Annotated in this window: 12 protein-coding genes and 1 riboswitch; of the genes, 11 read left to right on the forward strand and 1 reads right to left on the reverse strand. The window is 68.9% G+C overall.

The window, feature by feature from the left end; all coding sequences use genetic code 11:
* Positions 1–60 precede the first annotated feature (60 nt).
* Positions 61–2,379: a sensor domain-containing protein gene (locus JANGC3_RS0104895; protein WP_051068220.1), complete on the reverse strand. Its 2,319-nt coding sequence runs from the start codon at positions 2,377–2,379 to the stop codon at positions 61–63.
* 380 nt (positions 2,380–2,759) lie between these two features.
* Between JANGC3_RS0104895 and JANGC3_RS0104900 the strand changes: the two genes are divergently transcribed.
* The 11 genes from JANGC3_RS0104900 to cobI all read left to right on the forward strand — a co-directional run bounded on the left by JANGC3_RS0104900 (position 2,760) and on the right by cobI (position 17,424).
* Positions 2,760–4,604 carry an AMP-dependent synthetase/ligase gene (locus tag JANGC3_RS0104900; protein ID WP_017875363.1) on the forward strand — a complete coding sequence of 615 codons (1,845 nt, stop codon included), beginning with the start codon at positions 2,760–2,762 and terminating at the stop codon, positions 4,602–4,604.
* Between the two features lie 147 nt (positions 4,605–4,751).
* Positions 4,752–4,982, forward strand: a riboswitch (cobalamin riboswitch).
* A gap of 103 nt (positions 4,983–5,085) precedes the next feature.
* Positions 5,086–5,283 (forward strand): CbtB domain-containing protein, encoded by a 198-nt coding sequence (locus JANGC3_RS31255; RefSeq protein ID WP_026132561.1) that lies wholly within the window; start codon positions 5,086–5,088, stop codon positions 5,281–5,283.
* Entirely contained in the window at positions 5,274–6,131 is an 858-nt protein-coding gene (locus tag JANGC3_RS0104910) for a CbtA family protein (protein ID WP_085945289.1), read from the forward strand. The genes JANGC3_RS31255 and JANGC3_RS0104910 overlap by 10 nt, the downstream gene beginning before the upstream one ends.
* A 4-nt stretch (positions 6,132–6,135) precedes the next feature.
* Positions 6,136–6,474, forward strand: a complete 339-nt coding sequence (locus JANGC3_RS0104915; protein WP_017875366.1) for a (2Fe-2S) ferredoxin domain-containing protein — start codon at positions 6,136–6,138, stop codon at positions 6,472–6,474.
* Positions 6,467–10,588 carry a cobaltochelatase subunit CobN gene (locus JANGC3_RS0104920; RefSeq protein WP_026132563.1) on the forward strand — a complete coding sequence of 1,374 codons (4,122 nt, stop codon included), beginning with the start codon at positions 6,467–6,469 and terminating at the stop codon, positions 10,586–10,588. The genes JANGC3_RS0104915 and JANGC3_RS0104920 overlap by 8 nt, the downstream gene beginning before the upstream one ends.
* 10 nt (positions 10,589–10,598) lie before the next feature.
* Positions 10,599–12,497, forward strand: coding sequence for a putative cobaltochelatase (locus JANGC3_RS0104925; RefSeq protein WP_017875368.1), 1,899 nt, complete (start codon positions 10,599–10,601; stop codon positions 12,495–12,497).
* Complete coding sequence (gene cobA, locus JANGC3_RS28420; RefSeq protein ID WP_035787541.1) at positions 12,494–13,219, forward strand: uroporphyrinogen-III C-methyltransferase; 726 nt, start codon at positions 12,494–12,496, stop codon at positions 13,217–13,219. Before JANGC3_RS0104925 ends, cobA begins: the two co-directional genes overlap by 4 nt.
* A gap of 48 nt (positions 13,220–13,267) precedes the next feature.
* Positions 13,268–13,972: a cobalt-precorrin-7 (C(5))-methyltransferase gene (locus tag JANGC3_RS0104935; protein WP_026132565.1), complete on the forward strand. Its 705-nt coding sequence runs from the start codon at positions 13,268–13,270 to the stop codon at positions 13,970–13,972.
* Positions 13,969–15,537 (forward strand): precorrin-8X methylmutase, encoded by a 1,569-nt coding sequence (locus JANGC3_RS0104940; RefSeq protein ID WP_017875371.1) that lies wholly within the window; start codon positions 13,969–13,971, stop codon positions 15,535–15,537. The genes JANGC3_RS0104935 and JANGC3_RS0104940 overlap by 4 nt, the downstream gene beginning before the upstream one ends.
* Entirely contained in the window at positions 15,524–16,672 is a 1,149-nt protein-coding gene (gene cbiD, locus JANGC3_RS0104945; protein WP_017875372.1) for a cobalt-precorrin-5B (C(1))-methyltransferase CbiD, read from the forward strand. Before JANGC3_RS0104940 ends, cbiD begins: the two co-directional genes overlap by 14 nt.
* Entirely contained in the window at positions 16,669–17,424 is a 756-nt protein-coding gene (gene cobI / locus JANGC3_RS0104950) for a precorrin-2 C(20)-methyltransferase (RefSeq protein ID WP_035787542.1), read from the forward strand. The genes cbiD and cobI overlap by 4 nt, the downstream gene beginning before the upstream one ends.
* The last annotated feature ends 2 nt before the right edge of the window (positions 17,425–17,426 follow it).

Genomic DNA, 17,426 nt, shown 5'->3' on the forward strand with positions numbered 1-17,426 from the left:
GTGGTCGGAGCAGGCGCTGAAGGTGTTGTCGCAGCCGCTGCCGAAGTAGCCATCGGCAGCCTAGGCGGCGCGTCCGTGGCCGTGGCGCCCGATCAGTTCGTCCAACCCCATCGGCCGCCCGGTCAGGTAGCCCTGCACCAGCGTGCAACCCAGTTCGCGCAGGTGCTGTAATTGCGCCTCCGTCTCGACGCCCTCGGCGATCACCTCCAGACCCATGTTGCGGCCGATGTCGACGATGGTCTGGACGATGGCGCGGTCGTGCTGCCCGGCCGGCAGGCCGGCGACGAAGGAGCGGTCGATCTTCAGCGAGGAGATCGGCAGGTCCTTCAAGCGCGACAGCGACGAGTAGCCCATGCCGAAGTCGTCGACGCTGATCTTGAAGCCGCGTTGGCGCAGCGCCCGCATCACCGGGACCACCTGCTCGGCGTGGCTCATCATCATGCCCTCGGTCAGCTCCAGGCACAGCTGGCGCGGTTCGACCCCGGCTGCCGCGGTGATGGCGGCCAGCTCCTCGGGCAGTTTGTCGTTCAGGAACTCCAGCGCCGCCATGTTGACGTTCAGCTGCACCCCGGCCAGGCCGGCCGCCTGCATCGTCGCCAGGTCGCGGCAGGCGCGCCGCACCACCCAGCGGCCGATGTCGATGATCAGGTGGCTTTGTTCGGCGATGGGGATGAACACGTCGGGCGGCACGACGTCGCCGTTCGGCCGGCGCCAGCGGATCAGCGCCTCGACCGCGCGCACGCTGCGTTCGCGGGTGTCGAACACCGGCTGGTACTGCATGAAGAGCTGGTCGCCGGCCAGCGCGTGCAGCAGTTCCGCCTCCACCGTCAACTGCTGCACCAGCGCCGATTGCGAGGCGGCCTGGATCGCCGCGCCGCCTTGCGAGAAGAAGCTGGCGCCGTTGCGGCCGGCCCGCTTGACGCGGTACATGGCGCTGTCGGCGTGGCGCAGCAGGTCGGCGCCGGCGCTGCCGTTGTCGGGGAAGACGCTGATGCCCACGCTGGCCGAGATGGCCAGTTCGCGCCCGCCGACGATAAAGCTGGTGCGCGCCGCCGCCAGGACCAGTTCGGCCATCTGGCGCAGCCGCTCGGGCGAGGCGGCCGGCAGGAACAGCGCGAATTCGTCGCCGCCGACGCGGCCGGCCTGGCCGTCCGGCGGCGTCAGCGCGGCCAAGCGCAGCGCGAACTGGCGCAGTACGGCGTCGCCAACTTCGTGGCCGAGGGCGTCGTTGATCGGCTTGAAGCGGTCCAGGTCGATGTACAGCATGCCCAGCGCGGCGCCGCGCGCGGCGGCGCCCTCGCAGGCGTTGTCGAGCAGGTCGTGGAAGTGGCGCCGGTTGGCCAGCCCGGACAGCGTGTCGACCTGGGCCAGCTGGCGGATGCGCTCCTGTTGCCCGATGCGCTGCGCCGTCTGGGCGATCAGGCCGCCGATTGCAGCCGACAGGCTGGGCAGCTGGGCCGTGCGCTGGCGCGCCAGACAGCTGAAGAACACCAGCACGCCGGGCCGGTGCGCGCCGCCGTCGGCGCTGTCGTAGGCCACCGGGAAGGCGTAGCCGGAGTGGATGCCGGCGCGCCGCGCGTACTGCGGGAATAGGAAGTCGGGGTCGTGGGCGATGTCTTCGACCCAGCGCGCCCGGCCGCTGCTCCAGACGCCGCCGACCAGGCCCTGGCCGGCCGGAATGGCAACCGCGCCGGCGCCGTCGCGGGTGGTGATGGCGTCGGGCAGGGCCGGGCCGTTCCAGGCGTAGGCGCAGGCTAGGCGCGCCGCACCGTCCGGCGCCGTCTGCATGGCCCAATACATGCCGCAGTCCCAGCCCAGGTCGTTGCACACCAATTCGATGACCTTGCCAACCGCCTCGGCCAGCGTGTGGGTGCCGATCAGCAGCTTGGTCGTTTCAAAGCTGAACTGCTCGCGCATGGCGGCGTGGCGCTGCGCGGTGATGTCGGTGAGGATGGCGGCGAGCATCGGCCCGGCGCCGTGCTGCCGCGGCGCCAATACGCTCAAGCGCAGCCAACGCAGGCCTTCGTCGGGACTGGCGACGCGAAACTCGCAGTCCGGGCAGTCGCCGGGGCGGCTCCCGGCGCGCGCCAGCGCCGCCGTCAGCGCCGCCAGGTCGTCCGGCAGCACGAACGACAGGCAGTCGTCCAGGCTCGGGTGCCAACCGGGCTGCTCGCCGAGGAAGGCGGCCGCCTCGCGCGACAGCACCACGTGGCGCGACAGCGGGTCCAGCCACCAGCGCCCGAACCCCGCGGCCACCGCCAGCGGGTCGGGCGCGCAGGCGCGCGCGGCCGCGCCGCCCAGCCATCCGGGCGGCTCCTGCGGGCCGGATGGCGGGGGCGGGCTCAAGTAGGGAGAATAGGGTGCGGTGCGGTCGGACATGGCGGGCCTGTGCTGAAGTATCGGAAACATATCTGTCTACCTAGCAACATCCGGGCCAGTCTTGGCGTGGCGCAGCGGCGGGCGCGGGCGCCGCGCGGCGCGGGTAAGCGCACCACGGCGGGGAAGGGCGGCCGGCAACAGTCGGCCAAAGCGGTGCGGCGCGCGATGCCGGGGCGCGTTTGCCGGCGCTGGCGAATGCGCCGGCGTGCGGCCCGATCGGCACCGGGCGCGCGCTATTGAGCACGACATATTCGGTAAGTCGGGGATAATTCGGACCGTCCGGCCTTGTATCCATGTGCCGCCGCGGCGCGCGACGCGGACAAGGCGGCTGGGCGGCGCGCGCGTGCGCGTGCGCGACGGACCATTAATAGGGGAAATGCATGGAAATCGGTAACACAAGCGCCGCCACGTTGGGCGCGAGCACTACGCTGGCTGAGTTGTTCGCATGGCGCGTCAGCCAGAGCCCGGACACGCCGGCGTATCGCCAGTTCGACCCGGAATCGGCGCAATGGCGCCCATACAGCTGGGGCGAGATGGCGCTGCGCGTGGCTTCCTGCGCCGCCGCGCTGGCCGCGCTGGAGCTGCCGCGCGGGGCGCGGGTCGCGACGCTGCTGCCGAACGGCGTCGAGGCGGTCTGCATTGACCAGGCCTGCCTGGCGCTGGGCTTGGTACCGGTGCCGATGCACGCGCTCGACAACCCGGACAGCATCGCCTACATCGTCAACGACTGCGACGCCTCGGTGCTGGTGGTGACGGCCTACGCGCAGTGGGTCGGCATCGCCGGCGCGGGCGTCGCCATGCCGGCGCTGACGCTGGTGGCGGTGGCCGGCGGCGACATACCCGCGCAGCCGGCCGCGCCCGCGTCCGGCCCGGTGACGCTGGTCGGGCTGCGCGACTGGCTGGCGGTGGCGGCCGGCTCTAGCCCGCCGCGCCGGCCCGACGTCGGCGGCGACGACCTGGCCGCGATCGTCTACACCTCCGGCACCACCGGCAAGCCGAAGGGCGTCATGCTCAGCCACGCCAACATCCTGGCCAACGTGCGCGCGCTGACCGGCTGCGTGGCGGTCGGGCCGGACGACGTATTCCTGTCGTTCCTGCCGCTGTCGCACACCTACGAGCGCACGGTCGGCTACTACCTGCCGATCGCCGCCGGCAGTTGCGTCGCCTATGCGCGTTCGGTGGGGCAGATCGCCGAAGACCTGCAGACGGTGCGCCCGACGGCGCTGGTGTCGGTGCCGCGCATCTACGAGCGCTTCCACGCCAAGCTGGAGGAAACCATGGCGGCGTCCGGCCCGGTGGCGCGCACCCTGTTCGCCCTGGCGCAGGCGGTCGGCTGGCGCCAGTTCAGCCGGCGCCAGCGCCTGCCGCCGGCGCCGGGCGGCGCGGCCTGGCTCGATGCGCTGCTGGCGCCGCCGCTGCGGCGGCTGGTCGCGCGCAAGGTGCTGGCGCGCTTCGGCGGCCGGCTACGCTTCGCCGTGTGTGGCGGCGCGCCGATGTCGCAGGCGGTGGCGCAGTGCTTCCTCGGCATGGGCCTGCCGCTGCTGCAGGGCTACGGCATGACCGAAACCTCGCCGGTGGTGTGCAACAACACCGTCGACGACAACTGGCCGGCCACGGTCGGCAAGGTGCTCGACGGCGTACAGGTGCGCGTCGGCGAGAACCAGGAGCTGCAAGTGCACGGCCCCAGCGTCATGCGCGGCTACTGGAAGCGGCCGGAAGACACCGCCAAGGCGATAACCGAGGACGGTTGGTTGCGCACCGGCGACCAGGCCAGCGTGGTCGACGGGCGCGTGCGCATCACCGGACGCATCAAGGAAATTATCGTCACCTCGACCGGCGAGAAGATCGCGCCGGCCGACCTGGAAATGGCCATCATCGCCGATCCGCTGTTCGAGCAGGCCTTTGCGATCGGCGAGAACCGGCCCTTCGTCGCGGCGTTCGCGGTGCTCAACCCGGTGGCGTGGCAGGCGCTGGCGCGCCAGCTCGACGTCGCCGACGCCGCCGCCAGCCTGGAGCTGAAAGCGGTGCGCGACGCCGCGCTGGCCAAGGTCCAGCAGCTGTGCAAAAGCTTCCCCTCGTACGCGGTGCCGCGCGCGGTGCGCCTGGAGCTGGCGCCGTGGTCGGTTGAAAACGCGCTCATGACGCCGACGCTAAAACTCAAGCGCAAGAATTTGTTGGCGCATTTCGAGGCGCAGATCGAGGACATCTACCGCAAACGCGGGTAGCGATAAATGGCGCCGGCAAACCGCGGGGCCAGACCGCGGGGGCTGACCCCGGCTCTTCGCCGCCGGTTCCCGTTGGCGCCCGCGGCGCGCCCACCTCCCCGTAAGCGCATCTTTGCCCGTTGCAATTTGCGCGCCCCGGACCTATACTTCGCCGGTATTGCTTTTGGTATTCACAAACAGTCGTTTGCGAATTTAAATGGGAAGTCGGTGAGTTTTTCCGCACGGAAAAAAAGTGCCGACGCTGCCCCCGCAACGGTGATCGAGTAAAAGGGTTTGCAGTATGCCACTGTGCTTCGCATGGGAAGGCGTAAGCCCAGTCTGTTCCGCATCGGAACGCTACTCGTCAGTCCGGAAACCAGCCTGAAGCCTTTAATGCGTTTGTATCGCGGAGGGCGATCCAGGTGGTTTGCTGCGCTTCGCACCCATCTTTTCTCTTTCTTCAGTTACAAGCTTCTCAACGTTGCTATCTGGAAAGTACATCATGTCCACACATCACGCTGTCACCGGTCAGGTCGGTTCGCAATCCCAATTGGCCCTTTGGAAAGATAAAGTCTTGCCGTTCCTGATGGCCGGCGGCCTTGGCCTGGTGCTGTTGTACGGCGCCGCGTTCGCCGAAACGGAAGCCCTGCACAACGCGGCCCACGACAGCCGCCATTCGGCGAGCTTCCCGTGCCACTAACGCGCTCGGCCGGCGGGATTAACCTGGGCGCGTTCAACCGCATCGTTCGCGCCGCCGCATTTTCAGGCATCCTTGCCGGCCTGCTGTTGACCGCCGTCCAGCAGGTCCAGGTCAGCAAAATCATCTTGCAGGCCGAGACGTACGAGGACGCCGCCGCATCCGCCGCCGCGCCTGCCGCCGAGCCGACGACGACGCCGGCGTCCGCCAAGGCGGTGCAGCATGTGCACGCCGACGGCCACGCCCATACGCACGCGGCGGCGTTGCCGTCCGCGCCCGAGCATTCGCATGACGTCGCCTCGGCATCGGCGTCCGAGCAAGCGCACGAACAACAGCAACACACGCACGGCGGCTGGCAGCCGGAAAACGGCAAGGAACGCACCTTCTTTACCGCCGTCGCCAACATCAGCATGGCGGTCGGCTTCGGCCTGCTGCTGGCCGGTGCGATCAGCCTGCGCGGCCAGTCCAATGGCTTCGGCTCCGGCCTGCTGTGGGGCGCCGCCGGCTACCTGGTCTTTTTCGTGGCGCCGTCTATCGGCCTGCCGCCCGAGTTGCCCGGCACCGTCGGCGCGCCGCTGGCCGCGCGCCAAATCTGGTGGCTGACCACCGTGTCGGCCACCGCCGGCGGCCTGGCGTTGCTGGTGTTCGCCCGCAGCCTGCCGCTGAAGCTGCTCGGCGCCGCCATGCTGTTCGTGCCGCATTTGGTCGGCGCCCCGCAGCCCGAGCTTCACGCCAGCAGCGCGCCGGCCGAACTGACGCGCGCCTTCGTCTACGCCACCGCGATTGCCAACGCCGCCTTCTGGCTGGCGCTGGGCGGCTTGGCCGGTTTCTTCTACAAGAAATCGGCCTGACGCCATGCGCACCCACAACCGTCACGTATTCATGTGCGTCGGCCCGCGCTGCACCGAAAACGGCGTGCAGGCGCAGGCCATGTTCGAGCTGATGGGCGAGAAGATCGACGCCCGCCCCGAGCTGCGCATCAAGCGCACCCGCACGCACTGCATGGTCGCCTGCCGCAACAACGGCCCGATCATGGTGGTGTACCCGGAAGGCACCTGGTACAACCGCGTCGACGCGGCGGCGGTGGAACGCATCGTCAGCGAGCATCTGGTCGGCGGCGAAGAAGTGAGCGATTTGATTTTCCATCGCCTCGGCGAAGGCGATACCTGTACATTGGAAAAAGAAGATGTCTGAAGCACCGGCTGGGAAGGCGCACATTGCGCTGTTGACGCACGCGTCGAATGATTTGACGGTTTTGCACAGCGCGCTGTCCCAGATGCCGCCGGACTTCGCTCCGGTGGCGGGCGTCAACCTGCAATCGCTGGAAAGCGAAACGCAGATGGCCGCCTTGCTGGCCAAGGAACTGGCCGGCGCCCGCATCATCGTGCTGCGCGTGCTGGGCCGCCTCGGCGGCGTGCCCGGCTTCGCCGAACTGGTCGGCATGGCCAAGCGCCAGGGACGCCACCTGATCGCCATCAGCGGCACCGGCGAGCCCGACCCGGAACTGGCGGCGGTGTCCACCGTTTCGCCGGACGTGCTGCAACAGGCGCTAAAGTACTTCCAGGCCGGCGGCAGCACCAACCTGGCGCAGTTGCTGCGCTACCTGTCCGACCATCTGCTGCTGACCGGCTTCGGTTTCGAGCCGGCGCATGCCTTGCCCGAGCACGGGATCTACCATCCCGACCTGGCGCAAGGCGCCGGGGTGGCCGACTGGCTGGCGTTGCGGGCGCCGGAAAAGCCGAGCGTCGGCATCGTTTTCTACCGCGCCCACTGGATGAGCGGGAACACCCGCTTCATCGACGCGCTGCTGGCGGCGCTGGAGCAGCGCGGCCTGAACGTGCTGCCGGTGTTCACCGCGTCGCTGCGCGCCGGCGGCGACGGCGGCGCGACGCTGCCGAGCGCGCTGCGCTATTTTAGCGGCGAACAAGGTGAAAGCGACGGCGCCCACATCGACGTACTCATTAATACCACCTCGTTCGCCATGGGCGAAATCACCCCCGGCGGGCCGACCCCGGCCGGCTGGTCGGTGGGCGTGCTGGAAACGCTCAACGTGCCGGTGCTGCAGGCGATCACCAGCGGCATGACGCAGACCCAGTGGCAGCAGTCGGCGCGCGGCCTGAATCCGCTCGACGCGGCCATGAACGTGGTCTTGCCGGAGTTCGACGGCCGCATCATCACGGTACCCGTGTCGTTCAAGGCGCGCGCGGCCGGCATGCCCAGCGAAGCGGTGGAGTACGAGCCGCTGTTGGACCGCGTCGCCCGCGTGGCCGGCATCGCGGCGCGGTTCGCCCGCCTGAAACGGCTGCCGAACGCCGACAAGCGCGTCGCCTTCATGTTCACCAATTCCAGCAGCAAGGCCTCGCAGATCGGCAACGCGGTCGGGCTGGACGCGCCGGCGTCGTTGATGCGCATCCTCGAAGCGATGCGCGTGGCCGGCTATGACATCGGGGAGGTGCCGAAGGACGGCACCGCGCTGATCCACGACCTGGTGCAGCGCTGTTCCTACGACAATATCTACCTGACCGCCGAGCAGTTGACGCACGCCGCCGGGCGCGTGCCGGCGGCGCAGTACGCCACCTGGTTCGCCGACCTGCCAGCCGAGATGCGCGACAAAATGACGGCCCAGTGGGGCGCCGCGCCCGGCGAGGCCTACGTCCACGACGGCCACCTGGCGCTGGCCGGCATCGAACTGGGCAACACCTTCGTGGCGCTGCAACCGCCGCGCGGCTACGGCATGGACCCGGACGCGATCTACCACCAGCCGGACCTGCCGCCGACCCACCATTACTACGCGCTGTACCGCTGGTTGCGCGACGAGTGGCGCGCCGACGCCATCGTCCACGTCGGCAAGCACGGCACCATGGAATGGCTGCCGGGCAAGGGCGTCGGCCTGTCGGAGAACTGCTTCCCGGACGCGCTGCTGGGCGACCTGCCGCTGTTTTACCCGTTCATCATCAACGATCCGGGCGAGGGCTCGCAGGCGAAGCGCCGCGGCCACGCGGTCGTCGTCGACCACCTGACGCCGCCGATGACCACCGCCGACACCTACGGCGCGCTGGCCCAGCTGACCCAGCTGGTCGACGAGTACTACCAGGTCGAGGTGCTGGACCCGGCCAAGCTGCCGCTGTTGCAGCAGCAGATTTGGGAGCTGGTCAAACAGACCAACCTGAACGCCGATTTGCAGGCGCGCCTGCTGCACCACGACCACGACCACGATCACGATCATGAGCATGGCCACGGGCACGCACACGACCATGGCCACGATCACGGTCACGACCACGATCATGGTCACGACCATGGACACGACCACGACGGAGAATTGCCCGAGGCGCTGGCCAGCATGGGCGGCTCCGACGTCGCCCATCTGATCGAAGACCTCGACGGCTACCTGTGCGAGCTGGGCTCGGCGCAAATTCGCGACGGCCTGCACATCCTCGGCCGTGGCCCGGACCCGGAGCAGATGCCGGACATGCTGGTGTCGCTGACGCGTTTGCCGAATCTGGAAATCCCCGGCCTGCAAGCCGAAGTGGCGCGCTTGTTCGGCCTGAACATGGACATGCTGCTCGACCAAAAGGGCCGCCGCCTGAACGTCGTTGACGCGCTGGCGCGGCTGGCCAACTGCGCGGTTGTCACCCGCGCCGACGCGCTCGACGCGATTGATGGCTTGTGCCGTCGCTTGTTCGTCGAGCTGCACGAACACGCCTATTCTGCGGCGCGCATTGACGACGTCCTCGACCTCGTCTTCAGCGGTCTTGACGTCGGCGACAGCGCCGCCGCCAAGCCGCTGCTGCAACCGGCCCTGCGCGCCGGCGGCGGCAACATGCTGTCGCAAATGGGCAAGCCGCGCGCCAAGCCGGCCGCGCCGCCGCGTGCGGCCAGCGCCAGCGTCAAGCCGAGTCCGAGCGCGGCCCGTTTCGACGCGCTGCGCAAGGTGCTCGGTTTCGCCTGCCGCGAACTGGTGCCGAACCTGGCGCGCGCCACCGACGAAATCGACAACCTGATCAACGGCCTGGCCGGTGAATACGTGCCGGCCGGCCCGAGCGGCTCGCCGACCCGCGGCATGGCGCACATCCTGCCGACCGGGCGCAATTTCTATTCGGTCGACCCGCGCAGCGTACCGTCGCAGTCGGCCTGGCGCGTCGGCCTGCAACTGGCGCACGAGGTGCTGGTGCGGCACGAACGCGAAACCGGCGCCTATCCCGAGAGCGTGGCCATCAGCATCTGGGGCACCAGCGCGATGCGCACCCACGGCGACGACGTCGCGCAGATCCTGGCGCTGCTGGGCGTGCGCCCGGTGTGGCGCGCGGAAAGCCGCCAGGTTAGCGGCGTCGAGGTGATCCCGCTCGACGAGTTGAAGCGCCCGCGCATCGACGTCACCACGCGCATCAGCGGCTTCTTCCGCGACGCCTTCCCGCAGCTGATCGACCTGATCGACGACGCCGTCAACACCGTCATCCAACTGGACGAGCCGCTGACCCACAACTTCGTGCGCAAACATTATCTGGCCGAGCTGGGCGACTGGATTGGCCAGGGACTGCCGCGGGACGAGGCCGAGAAACGCTCGGCCTACCGCGTCTTCGGCGCCAAGCCGGGCAGCTACGGCGCCGGCATCCTGCCGCTGATCCAGCATAAAAACTGGGAGGCCGACGCCGACTTCGCCGAGGCCTACGTCAACTGGGGCGGCTACGCCTACGCGCGCGGCGCCCAGGGCGCCGACCAGCGCGAAGCCTTCAAGGTGCGCCTGTCGGGCGTGCAGGTGGCGTTGCACAACCAGGACAACCGCGAACACGACATCTTCGACAGCGACGACTACCTGCAATTCCACGGCGGGATGATCGCCACCATCCGCGCCCTGACCGGGCAGCAGCCGCGCCACTACTTCGGCGACAGCCACGACCCGGCGCGGGCGCAGGTGCGCGACTTGAAGGAGGAGACGCTGCGCGTGTTCCGCTCGCGCGTGGTCAACCCGAAGTGGCTGGCCAGCATCCAGCGGCACGGCTACAAGGGCGGGCTGGAGCTGACCGCGACGGTCGACTACCTGTTCGGCTACGACGCCACGGCGCAGGTAATGGACGACTGGATGTACGAGGACGTGGCCCAGGCCTACGGCTTCGACCCCGAGATGCAGCGCTTTTTGCAGGAGGCCAATCCGTGGGCGCAAAACGCCATCGCCGAGCGCCTGCTGGAAGCGGCCAGCCGCGGCATGTGGGCCGAACCGCGCCCCGAGACGCTGGAGCAGTTGCGCGAGCTGTACCTGAATAGTGAAACCCTGTTGGAGGCGCGCGGCGAGACCCCGCGCAGCGCATAAAATGACAAGCATGAATTTCCCCTTCTCCGCCATCGTCGGGCAAGCGCAATTGCAGGCGGCCCTGCTGCTGTGCGCGGTGGACCCGAGCATGGGCGGCGTCCTGATCCGGGGCGACAAGGGCACCGCGAAAAGCACCGCCGCGCGCGCGCTGGCCGACGTGCTGCCGCGCATAGAGCGCGTCGCCGGCTGCGCCTTCAACTGCCCGGCCGGCGCGCCGTGCCAGCATTGTGAGGTGTGCGGCGAGGGCGGCGCCGAGCTGTCCACCGTGCCCTTCGTCACGCTGCCGCTGGGCGCGACCGAAGACCGCGTCATTGGCAGCCTGGACCTGGCGCGCGCGCTGCAAGGCGGCCAACGCGCCTTCCAGCCCGGCCTGCTGGCCGCCGCCCACCGCGGCGTGCTCTATATAGACGAGGTCAACCTGCTGGCCGACCACCTGGTCGACGTGCTGCTCGACGTCGCCGCGATGGGCGTCAACTCGGTGCAGCGCGAAGGCTTGTCGATCCAGCATCCGGCGCGCTTCACCCTGGTCGGCACGATGAACCTGGAAGAGGGCGACCTGCGCCCGCAGCTACTGGACCGTTTCGGCCTGATGGTGGAGGTGACGGCGCCGCGTGACAAGAAGGTGCGCTCCGAGGTGGTGCGCCGGCGCATCGCCTACGAAGCCGACCCGGCCGGCTACAGCGCCACCTGGGAATTGCAGCAGCAGGCGCTGCACCGCCAGCTCGCCACCGCCCAGCGCCTGCTGCCGGACGTGGTGTTGGACGACGCCATGCTCGACCTGATCAGCCACCTGTGCTGCGAATTCGAGGTGGCGAGCCTGCGCGCCGACATCGTCATGCACAAAGCCTCGCGCGCACTGGCGGCGCTGGACGGCCGTTTGCAAGTCACGCCGGCCGACTTGCGCAGCGCCGCCGAACTGGTGCTGCCGCACCGGCGCCGCCGTAAACCGTTCGAACAGCCCGGGCTGGACCGTGAACGCTTGGACGAATTGATGCAGCAGGCCGCGCAGCCGCCGCAGCCGGAGGACGGCTGCGAGCAGCAAAACCCGGAGCAGCAGCAAAACGAGCAAGGCGAATCCGAACAACAGAATGACGAGCAGGTGTTCGCCGCCGCGGCCGCCAATGGCGCCGCGCCGCGTATCGTGGTCGATTCCAGCGCCGCCCGTGCCAGCATGGGCCGCCGCAGCGAAGCGCTGAACGCGCCGCGCGGACGCGTGGTGCGTGCGGTACCCGACGACAATCCGAGCAGCCTCGCCATCGGCGCAACGCTGCGCAGCGCCGCCTTGCGCGACCCCGGCAATTTGCAGGTGACGCAGGCCGATCTGCACCAGCAAGTCCGCGTCGGTAAAAGCGCCAACCTGATCCTGTTTGTGGTAGACGCCTCAGGCTCCATGGCGGCGCAGCGGCGCATGGAAGCGGTCAAGGGCGCCGTGCTGACGCTGTTGACCGACGCCTACCAGCGGCGCGACGAAGTGGCCGTCATTTCCTTCCGCGGCCAGGCGGCGCAGGTGCTGCTGGCGCCGACCCGCAGCGTCGACCGTGCCGAACAAGGCTTGGGCGAGCTGCCCACCGGCGGGCGCACGCCGCTGCCGCACGCGCTGCAACTGGCGCTGGAAACGCTGGAGCGCGCCGCCGGCAACGCGCCGCCGCTACTGGTGCTGCTCACCGACGGCAAGGCCAACGTCGCCCTCAGCGAAGGCGGCGACCCGTGGCGCGAATCGCTGGCGATGGCCGAGCTGCTGGCCGAACGCGGCGTTCCCGCGCTGGTGCTCGACACCGAAAGCGGCTACCTGCGGCTGGGCCGCGCCGCGCAACTGGCGCACACCCTGGGCGCGGAATGCCTGACGCTGGAGCAGTTGTCGGCCGACAGCCTGGCGTTGACGATACGCGCGCGGATGGGTGCCGCATGACGCCCGGTAAAGTATATTTGATCGGCGCCGGACCCGGCGACGTCGAACTGATGACATTGAAAGCGGTGCGCCTGCTGGGCGAAGCCGACGTGGTGCTGCTCGACGACCTGGTCAACCGCGACGTGCTGCGCTTTATCGCGCCGCATGCGCGCGTGGTCGAAGTGGGCAAGCGCGGCGGCCGCCATTCGGCGACGCAGCAGGCCATCCACGAGCAGCTGCTGGAGCACGCGCTGGCCGGCAGCGTCGTCGCGCGCTTGAAGGGCGGCGATCCGTTCGTGTTCGGCCGCGGCGGCGAGGAAATGCAGTGCCTGCAAGCGGCCGGCATTGAAGTCGAAGTGGTCAGCGGCGTGACCTCCGGCGTGGCCGCCCCGGCCGCGGTCGGCATTCCGCTGACGCACCGCGACCACGCCCGCAGCGTGACGTTTTTGACCGGGCACGGTTGCAACGACGACCCGACCAACTGGGCGGGCCTGGTGGCCGCCGGCGGGACGCTGGTAATCTATATGGGCATCGCCAATTTGCCGCAGATCGTCGCAAGCCTGCTGGCCGCCGGCATGCCGGCTACCCGGCCGGCGGCGGTGATCCAGCACGGCACCTTGCCGCAGCAGCGCAGCGTGGCGGCGCCGCTGGCCGAACTGGCCGCCGTGGTGGAGGCGCAAGGCATTGGCAGCCCGGCTATCGTCATCGTCGGCGACGTCGTCGGCGTGGCGAAGTTGGTTTAGCATGCCCGCCGTTGGTTTTAATTACGACATTCTTTAGGAGCAGTTTGTATGATCATTTGTATCGGCGCAGGGCCGGGTGACATTGGATATTTGACGCAGCGTGGCGCGGACTTGATCCGCAACGCCGACGTCGTCGCCGGCTTCGAGGCCGTGCTGAACGTGGTGCGCAGCCTGATCCCGGCCGAGGCCCAGGTGATCACGATGGGTTACCGCGACCAGGTCGCCAAGCTGGACGAGTGCGCCATCGAACACCACGCCGGCAAAAAATGCGTGGTCGTCTTCATGGGCGACATCCATTTCAGCGGCTTCCAATACCTGGAGCGGGTCGAGCGCGCCGTCGGCCATCCGGTCGAATCGCTACCGGGCATCTCGTCGGCGCAGATCCTGGCCTCGCGCGCCAAGGTCTGTTTCGACGAAACCACCTTCATCACTTTCCACCGCCGCGGCGACTTGAGCCCGTTCAAGCGCCACCTGGTGCACGTGCTGCAAGACCAGCGCAACGCCATCGTCATTCCGTGCCCTTGGGACGAGGCGCGCTCCTTCATGCCCTGGCACATCGCCGCCTATCTGATGGAGCAGAACATCTCGCCCGAGCATCCGACCGAGGTGTGGGAAAACCTGACCCGTGGCGAGGCCGAATGGCACGGCACACTGGCCGAATGCGCCGAACACAAATGCTCGGACATGAGCATCATGCTGATCCGCACGCTGGACCCGATGGCCAGCCAGATCGAAGCGCCGGAGCAGAAATGACGCAGGCCGACAAACTGGGCATCGTCGTGGCCGGCCACGGCAGCCGCGACCCCGACGCCGTGCGCGAATTCGAGGCGCTGGTCGAGCTGGTGCGGGCGCGCGCGCCGAACGACGTCGTCACCCACGGCTACCTGGAATTCTCCAGCCCGACCATCGCCGAGGCGGTGACGGCCAACCTGGCCGCCGGTTCGCGCCAGTTGGCGGTGGTGCCGGGCGTGCTGCTGGCCGCCCGCCACGCCAAGAACGACATGCCGGCCGAGGTGCAGGCGATGGCGCGCGACTACCCGGACATCGATTTCCACTTCGGCGCGCCGTTGAACCTGCACCCGAAACTGCTGCAACTGGCGCAGCAACGCATCGTCGAGGCGGAGGCGACTTCGCCCGCCACCGTGCGCCGCGGCGACACCTGCCTGGTGCTGGTCGGACGCGGCACCACCGACCCCGACGCCAACGGCGACGTGTCGAAGATGGCGCGCATGCTGGAAGAGGGCATGGGCTTCGGCGCCGCCTACGTCTGCTATTCCGGCACCGCCACGCCGCTGGTGGCCGACGGCCTGCGCGCCGCCGCCCGCATGGGTTACGCGCGCCTGGTGGTGCTGCCGTTCTTCCTGTTCGACGGCGTGCTGGTCAAGCGCATCTACGCCGCCGCCGACGACCTGCGCGAGCGCGAGCCGGGCATCGAAGTGCTGAAGGCCGGCTACTTCGGCGCCCACCCGCACGTCGCCGACGTCATGATCGAACGCGCGCGCGAAGCCGTGGAAGGCCGCGCCGCGATGAACTGCTCGCTGTGCAAATACCGCGTGCAGATCGTCGGCTTCGAGCAGCAGGTCGGCGAGCCGCAGCGCGCCCACCACATGGCGGTGCGCGGCCTGCTGGCCAAGGAAGGCGCCGAGACGGCGCCGGCCAAGCCGGAATTCGCGCCCTACGAGCCGCATCCGATCGAGGCCGAGAGCTTCCGCATCATCGCCGACGGGCGCGACTGGAGCGCCTTCCCGGCGGCGCATTTGACGGTGCTGCAGCGGCTGGTACACACCAGCGGCGACTTCGACGCCGTCAACGATATGTACTTCTCGCCGGGCGCCATCGAAAGCGGCATCCGCGCGCTGCTGCGCTGCAAACGCGTGCTGACCGACGTGACGATGGTGCAGACCGGCCTGAAACGGGCCTTGCTGGAGCAGCTCGGCATCGACACCTGGTGCGGCGTGCACGACCGCGAAACGCACCTGATGTCGGAACAGTACGGCATCACCCGCTCGGCCGCCGGCATCCGCCGCGGCTGGGAAAAATTCGGCAACGACGTCGTCGTGTCGATCGGCGACGCGCCCACCGCCATCGCCGAGGCGGTGCGGCTAATCCGCGACCACGGCTGGCGCCCGCAACTGGTGATCGGCCTGCCGGTCGGCTTCGTCGGCACGCGCGAAACCAAGGAGGAATTGCGGCGCTGCCTGCAAGTGCCGCGCATTACCAACAGCGGAACGCGCGGCGGTTCGCCGTGGGCGGCCAGCGTGGTCAACGGCATGATGATCGACGCGCTGAACCAGCTCGCCGGGTATGAGCCTGGCTGAACGCAGCGAGTATGACCTGGCGGTGCTGGCCCTGAACGGCCTGCGCCGCGGCCGCACCACGGGCAGTTGCGCGACGGCGGCGGTGAAGGCGGCGTTGAACTTGCTGCTGTCGGGCGAGCGCAGCGACACCGTCAAGGTCAGCCTGCCGGACGGCGTGCACTACCTGGTGGTGCCGATCCAGATGGTGGATTTTTTAAGCGAAGGCGTGGTCCGGGCCGAAGTCTTGAAGGACGGCGGCGACGACCCCGACAATACCCACGGCGCGACGATTTTCGCCGAGGTGCGCCGCAGCGACGCGGGCGAGGTGCGTTTTTTCGCCGGCCGCGGCGTCGGCACGGCGACCCAGCCTGGCCTGCGCGTGGCCGTCGGCGAGCCGGCTATCAACCCGGTGCCGCGGCAGATGATGCGCATGGCGGTGGCCGAGGTGCTGGACGAGGCGCTGGCCGGGCAGCTCGACGCCGGCTTCGACCTGACCATCGGTTGCGAGGACGGCGAGGCGATCGCGCGCAAGACCTTCAACCCGCGCCTGGGCATCCTCGGCGGCATTTCGATCCTCGGCACCTCGGGCATCGTCGAGCCGATGTCGATGGCCACCTGGATCGCGTCGATTGAAGTGTACGTGCGGGTGGCGCTGGGCGGCGGCGCGCAAAGCGTGGCGTATTTGCCCGGTAAAATCGGACGGGACTACGCCCGCGACGTGCTGGGCCTGCCCGAAAAACGCAGCGTGCAGATCGCGAACTTCCTGGGCGACTCGCTCGACTTCACGCAAAAGGCGCTGCAGGAGGAGGGCCGCACGCTGGACGTGCTGTGGCTGGCGGGGCACCCGGGCAAGCTGGCGAAGGTGCTGGACGGCTGGTGGGATACGCATTCGAGCAAGAGCAATATGGCGATGGCCGGAGTGGCGCGGGTGGCGGCTGAAATGGGCTACGCGGCGCCCCTGGTGCAAGAGATAGAAAACGCAAACACAGTGGAAGCGGCAATGGAAATATTAAGAAGTGAACCCGGTGCGCAGGCATTTTGGATCGAGATCGAGCGGCGCATCGGCGCGCTCGCGCACGCCCGCGTGCCGTCGGTGAAGCGCCTGGAAGTGCGTCTGTTCGACCTGGCCGGCAATTCGCTGGGAGCGTCGGCATGAGCGCAGGGTTGAACACCTCAGTGGACACGCAACTGGGCACGCTGTGGGGCATCGGCGTCGGCCCGGGTCCGGCCGGCTACCTGCCGCTGGCGGCGCTGGAGGCGCTGCGCCAGGCCGACCTGATCTACGCGCCGCGCGCGCGCGGCGTCAACGCCTCGGTGGCGCTGCAATGCCTGGCCGGCATCGACCTCGACCCGGCCAAGCTGCGCGACATTGAATTCAATATGGACCCGGACCGTTCGGTGCTCAGCGAGCACTACGCGCAACTGGCCGACGGCATCGCCGCACAGTTGCGCGCCGGCCGCAACGTCGCCTACCTGACCATCGGCGACTCGCTGACCTACTCGACCTACGGCTACGTATTGGCGGCGCTGCGCGAACGGCTGCCCGGCCTGCCGCTGCGCACCTTCCCCGGTATCACCAGCTACGCCTCGGCGGCGGCGGCGCTCAGCTGGCCGCTGGGCGAGGGCAAGGAACGCGTGCTCATTTTGCCGTGCCCGGAAACCCCGGAGGAGCTGCGGCGCGACATTGAAACCCACGACATCGTGGTGCTGATGAAGGTCGGCACGCGCCTGGGTTGGGTGCTCGACCTGCTGCGCGAGATGGGCATCGCCGAACACTGCGCCTTCGCGCGCCGCATCGGCCTGCCCGGCGAAATGCTGGCCAACGGCGTCGGCGGGCTGGTTGCCGACGAGGCGATGGGCTACCTGGCCACCATGCTGGTGCGCCGCAATCCACGAGAAGAAAGATAGAC

It is taken from the genome of Janthinobacterium sp. CG3 (assembly GCF_000344615.1).
Taxonomy (GTDB): domain Bacteria; phylum Pseudomonadota; class Gammaproteobacteria; order Burkholderiales; family Burkholderiaceae_D; genus Janthinobacterium.

Coding starts and splice junctions, on each gene's coding strand:
- JANGC3_RS0104895 (WP_051068220.1), bottom strand. CDS start 2,379: ATGTCCGACCGCACCGCACCCTATTCTCCCTACTTGAGCCCGCCCCCG.
- JANGC3_RS0104900 (WP_017875363.1), top strand. CDS start 2,760: ATGGAAATCGGTAACACAAGCGCCGCCACGTTGGGCGCGAGCACTACG.
- JANGC3_RS31255 (WP_026132561.1), top strand. CDS start 5,086: ATGTCCACACATCACGCTGTCACCGGTCAGGTCGGTTCGCAATCCCAA.
- JANGC3_RS0104915 (WP_017875366.1), top strand. CDS start 6,136: ATGCGCACCCACAACCGTCACGTATTCATGTGCGTCGGCCCGCGCTGC.
- JANGC3_RS0104920 (WP_026132563.1), top strand. CDS start 6,467: ATGTCTGAAGCACCGGCTGGGAAGGCGCACATTGCGCTGTTGACGCAC.
- JANGC3_RS0104925 (WP_017875368.1), top strand. CDS start 10,599: ATGAATTTCCCCTTCTCCGCCATCGTCGGGCAAGCGCAATTGCAGGCG.
- cobA (WP_035787541.1), top strand. CDS start 12,494: ATGACGCCCGGTAAAGTATATTTGATCGGCGCCGGACCCGGCGACGTC.
- JANGC3_RS0104935 (WP_026132565.1), top strand. CDS start 13,268: ATGATCATTTGTATCGGCGCAGGGCCGGGTGACATTGGATATTTGACG.
- JANGC3_RS0104940 (WP_017875371.1), top strand. CDS start 13,969: ATGACGCAGGCCGACAAACTGGGCATCGTCGTGGCCGGCCACGGCAGC.
- cbiD (WP_017875372.1), top strand. CDS start 15,524: ATGAGCCTGGCTGAACGCAGCGAGTATGACCTGGCGGTGCTGGCCCTG.
- cobI (WP_035787542.1), top strand. CDS start 16,669: ATGAGCGCAGGGTTGAACACCTCAGTGGACACGCAACTGGGCACGCTG.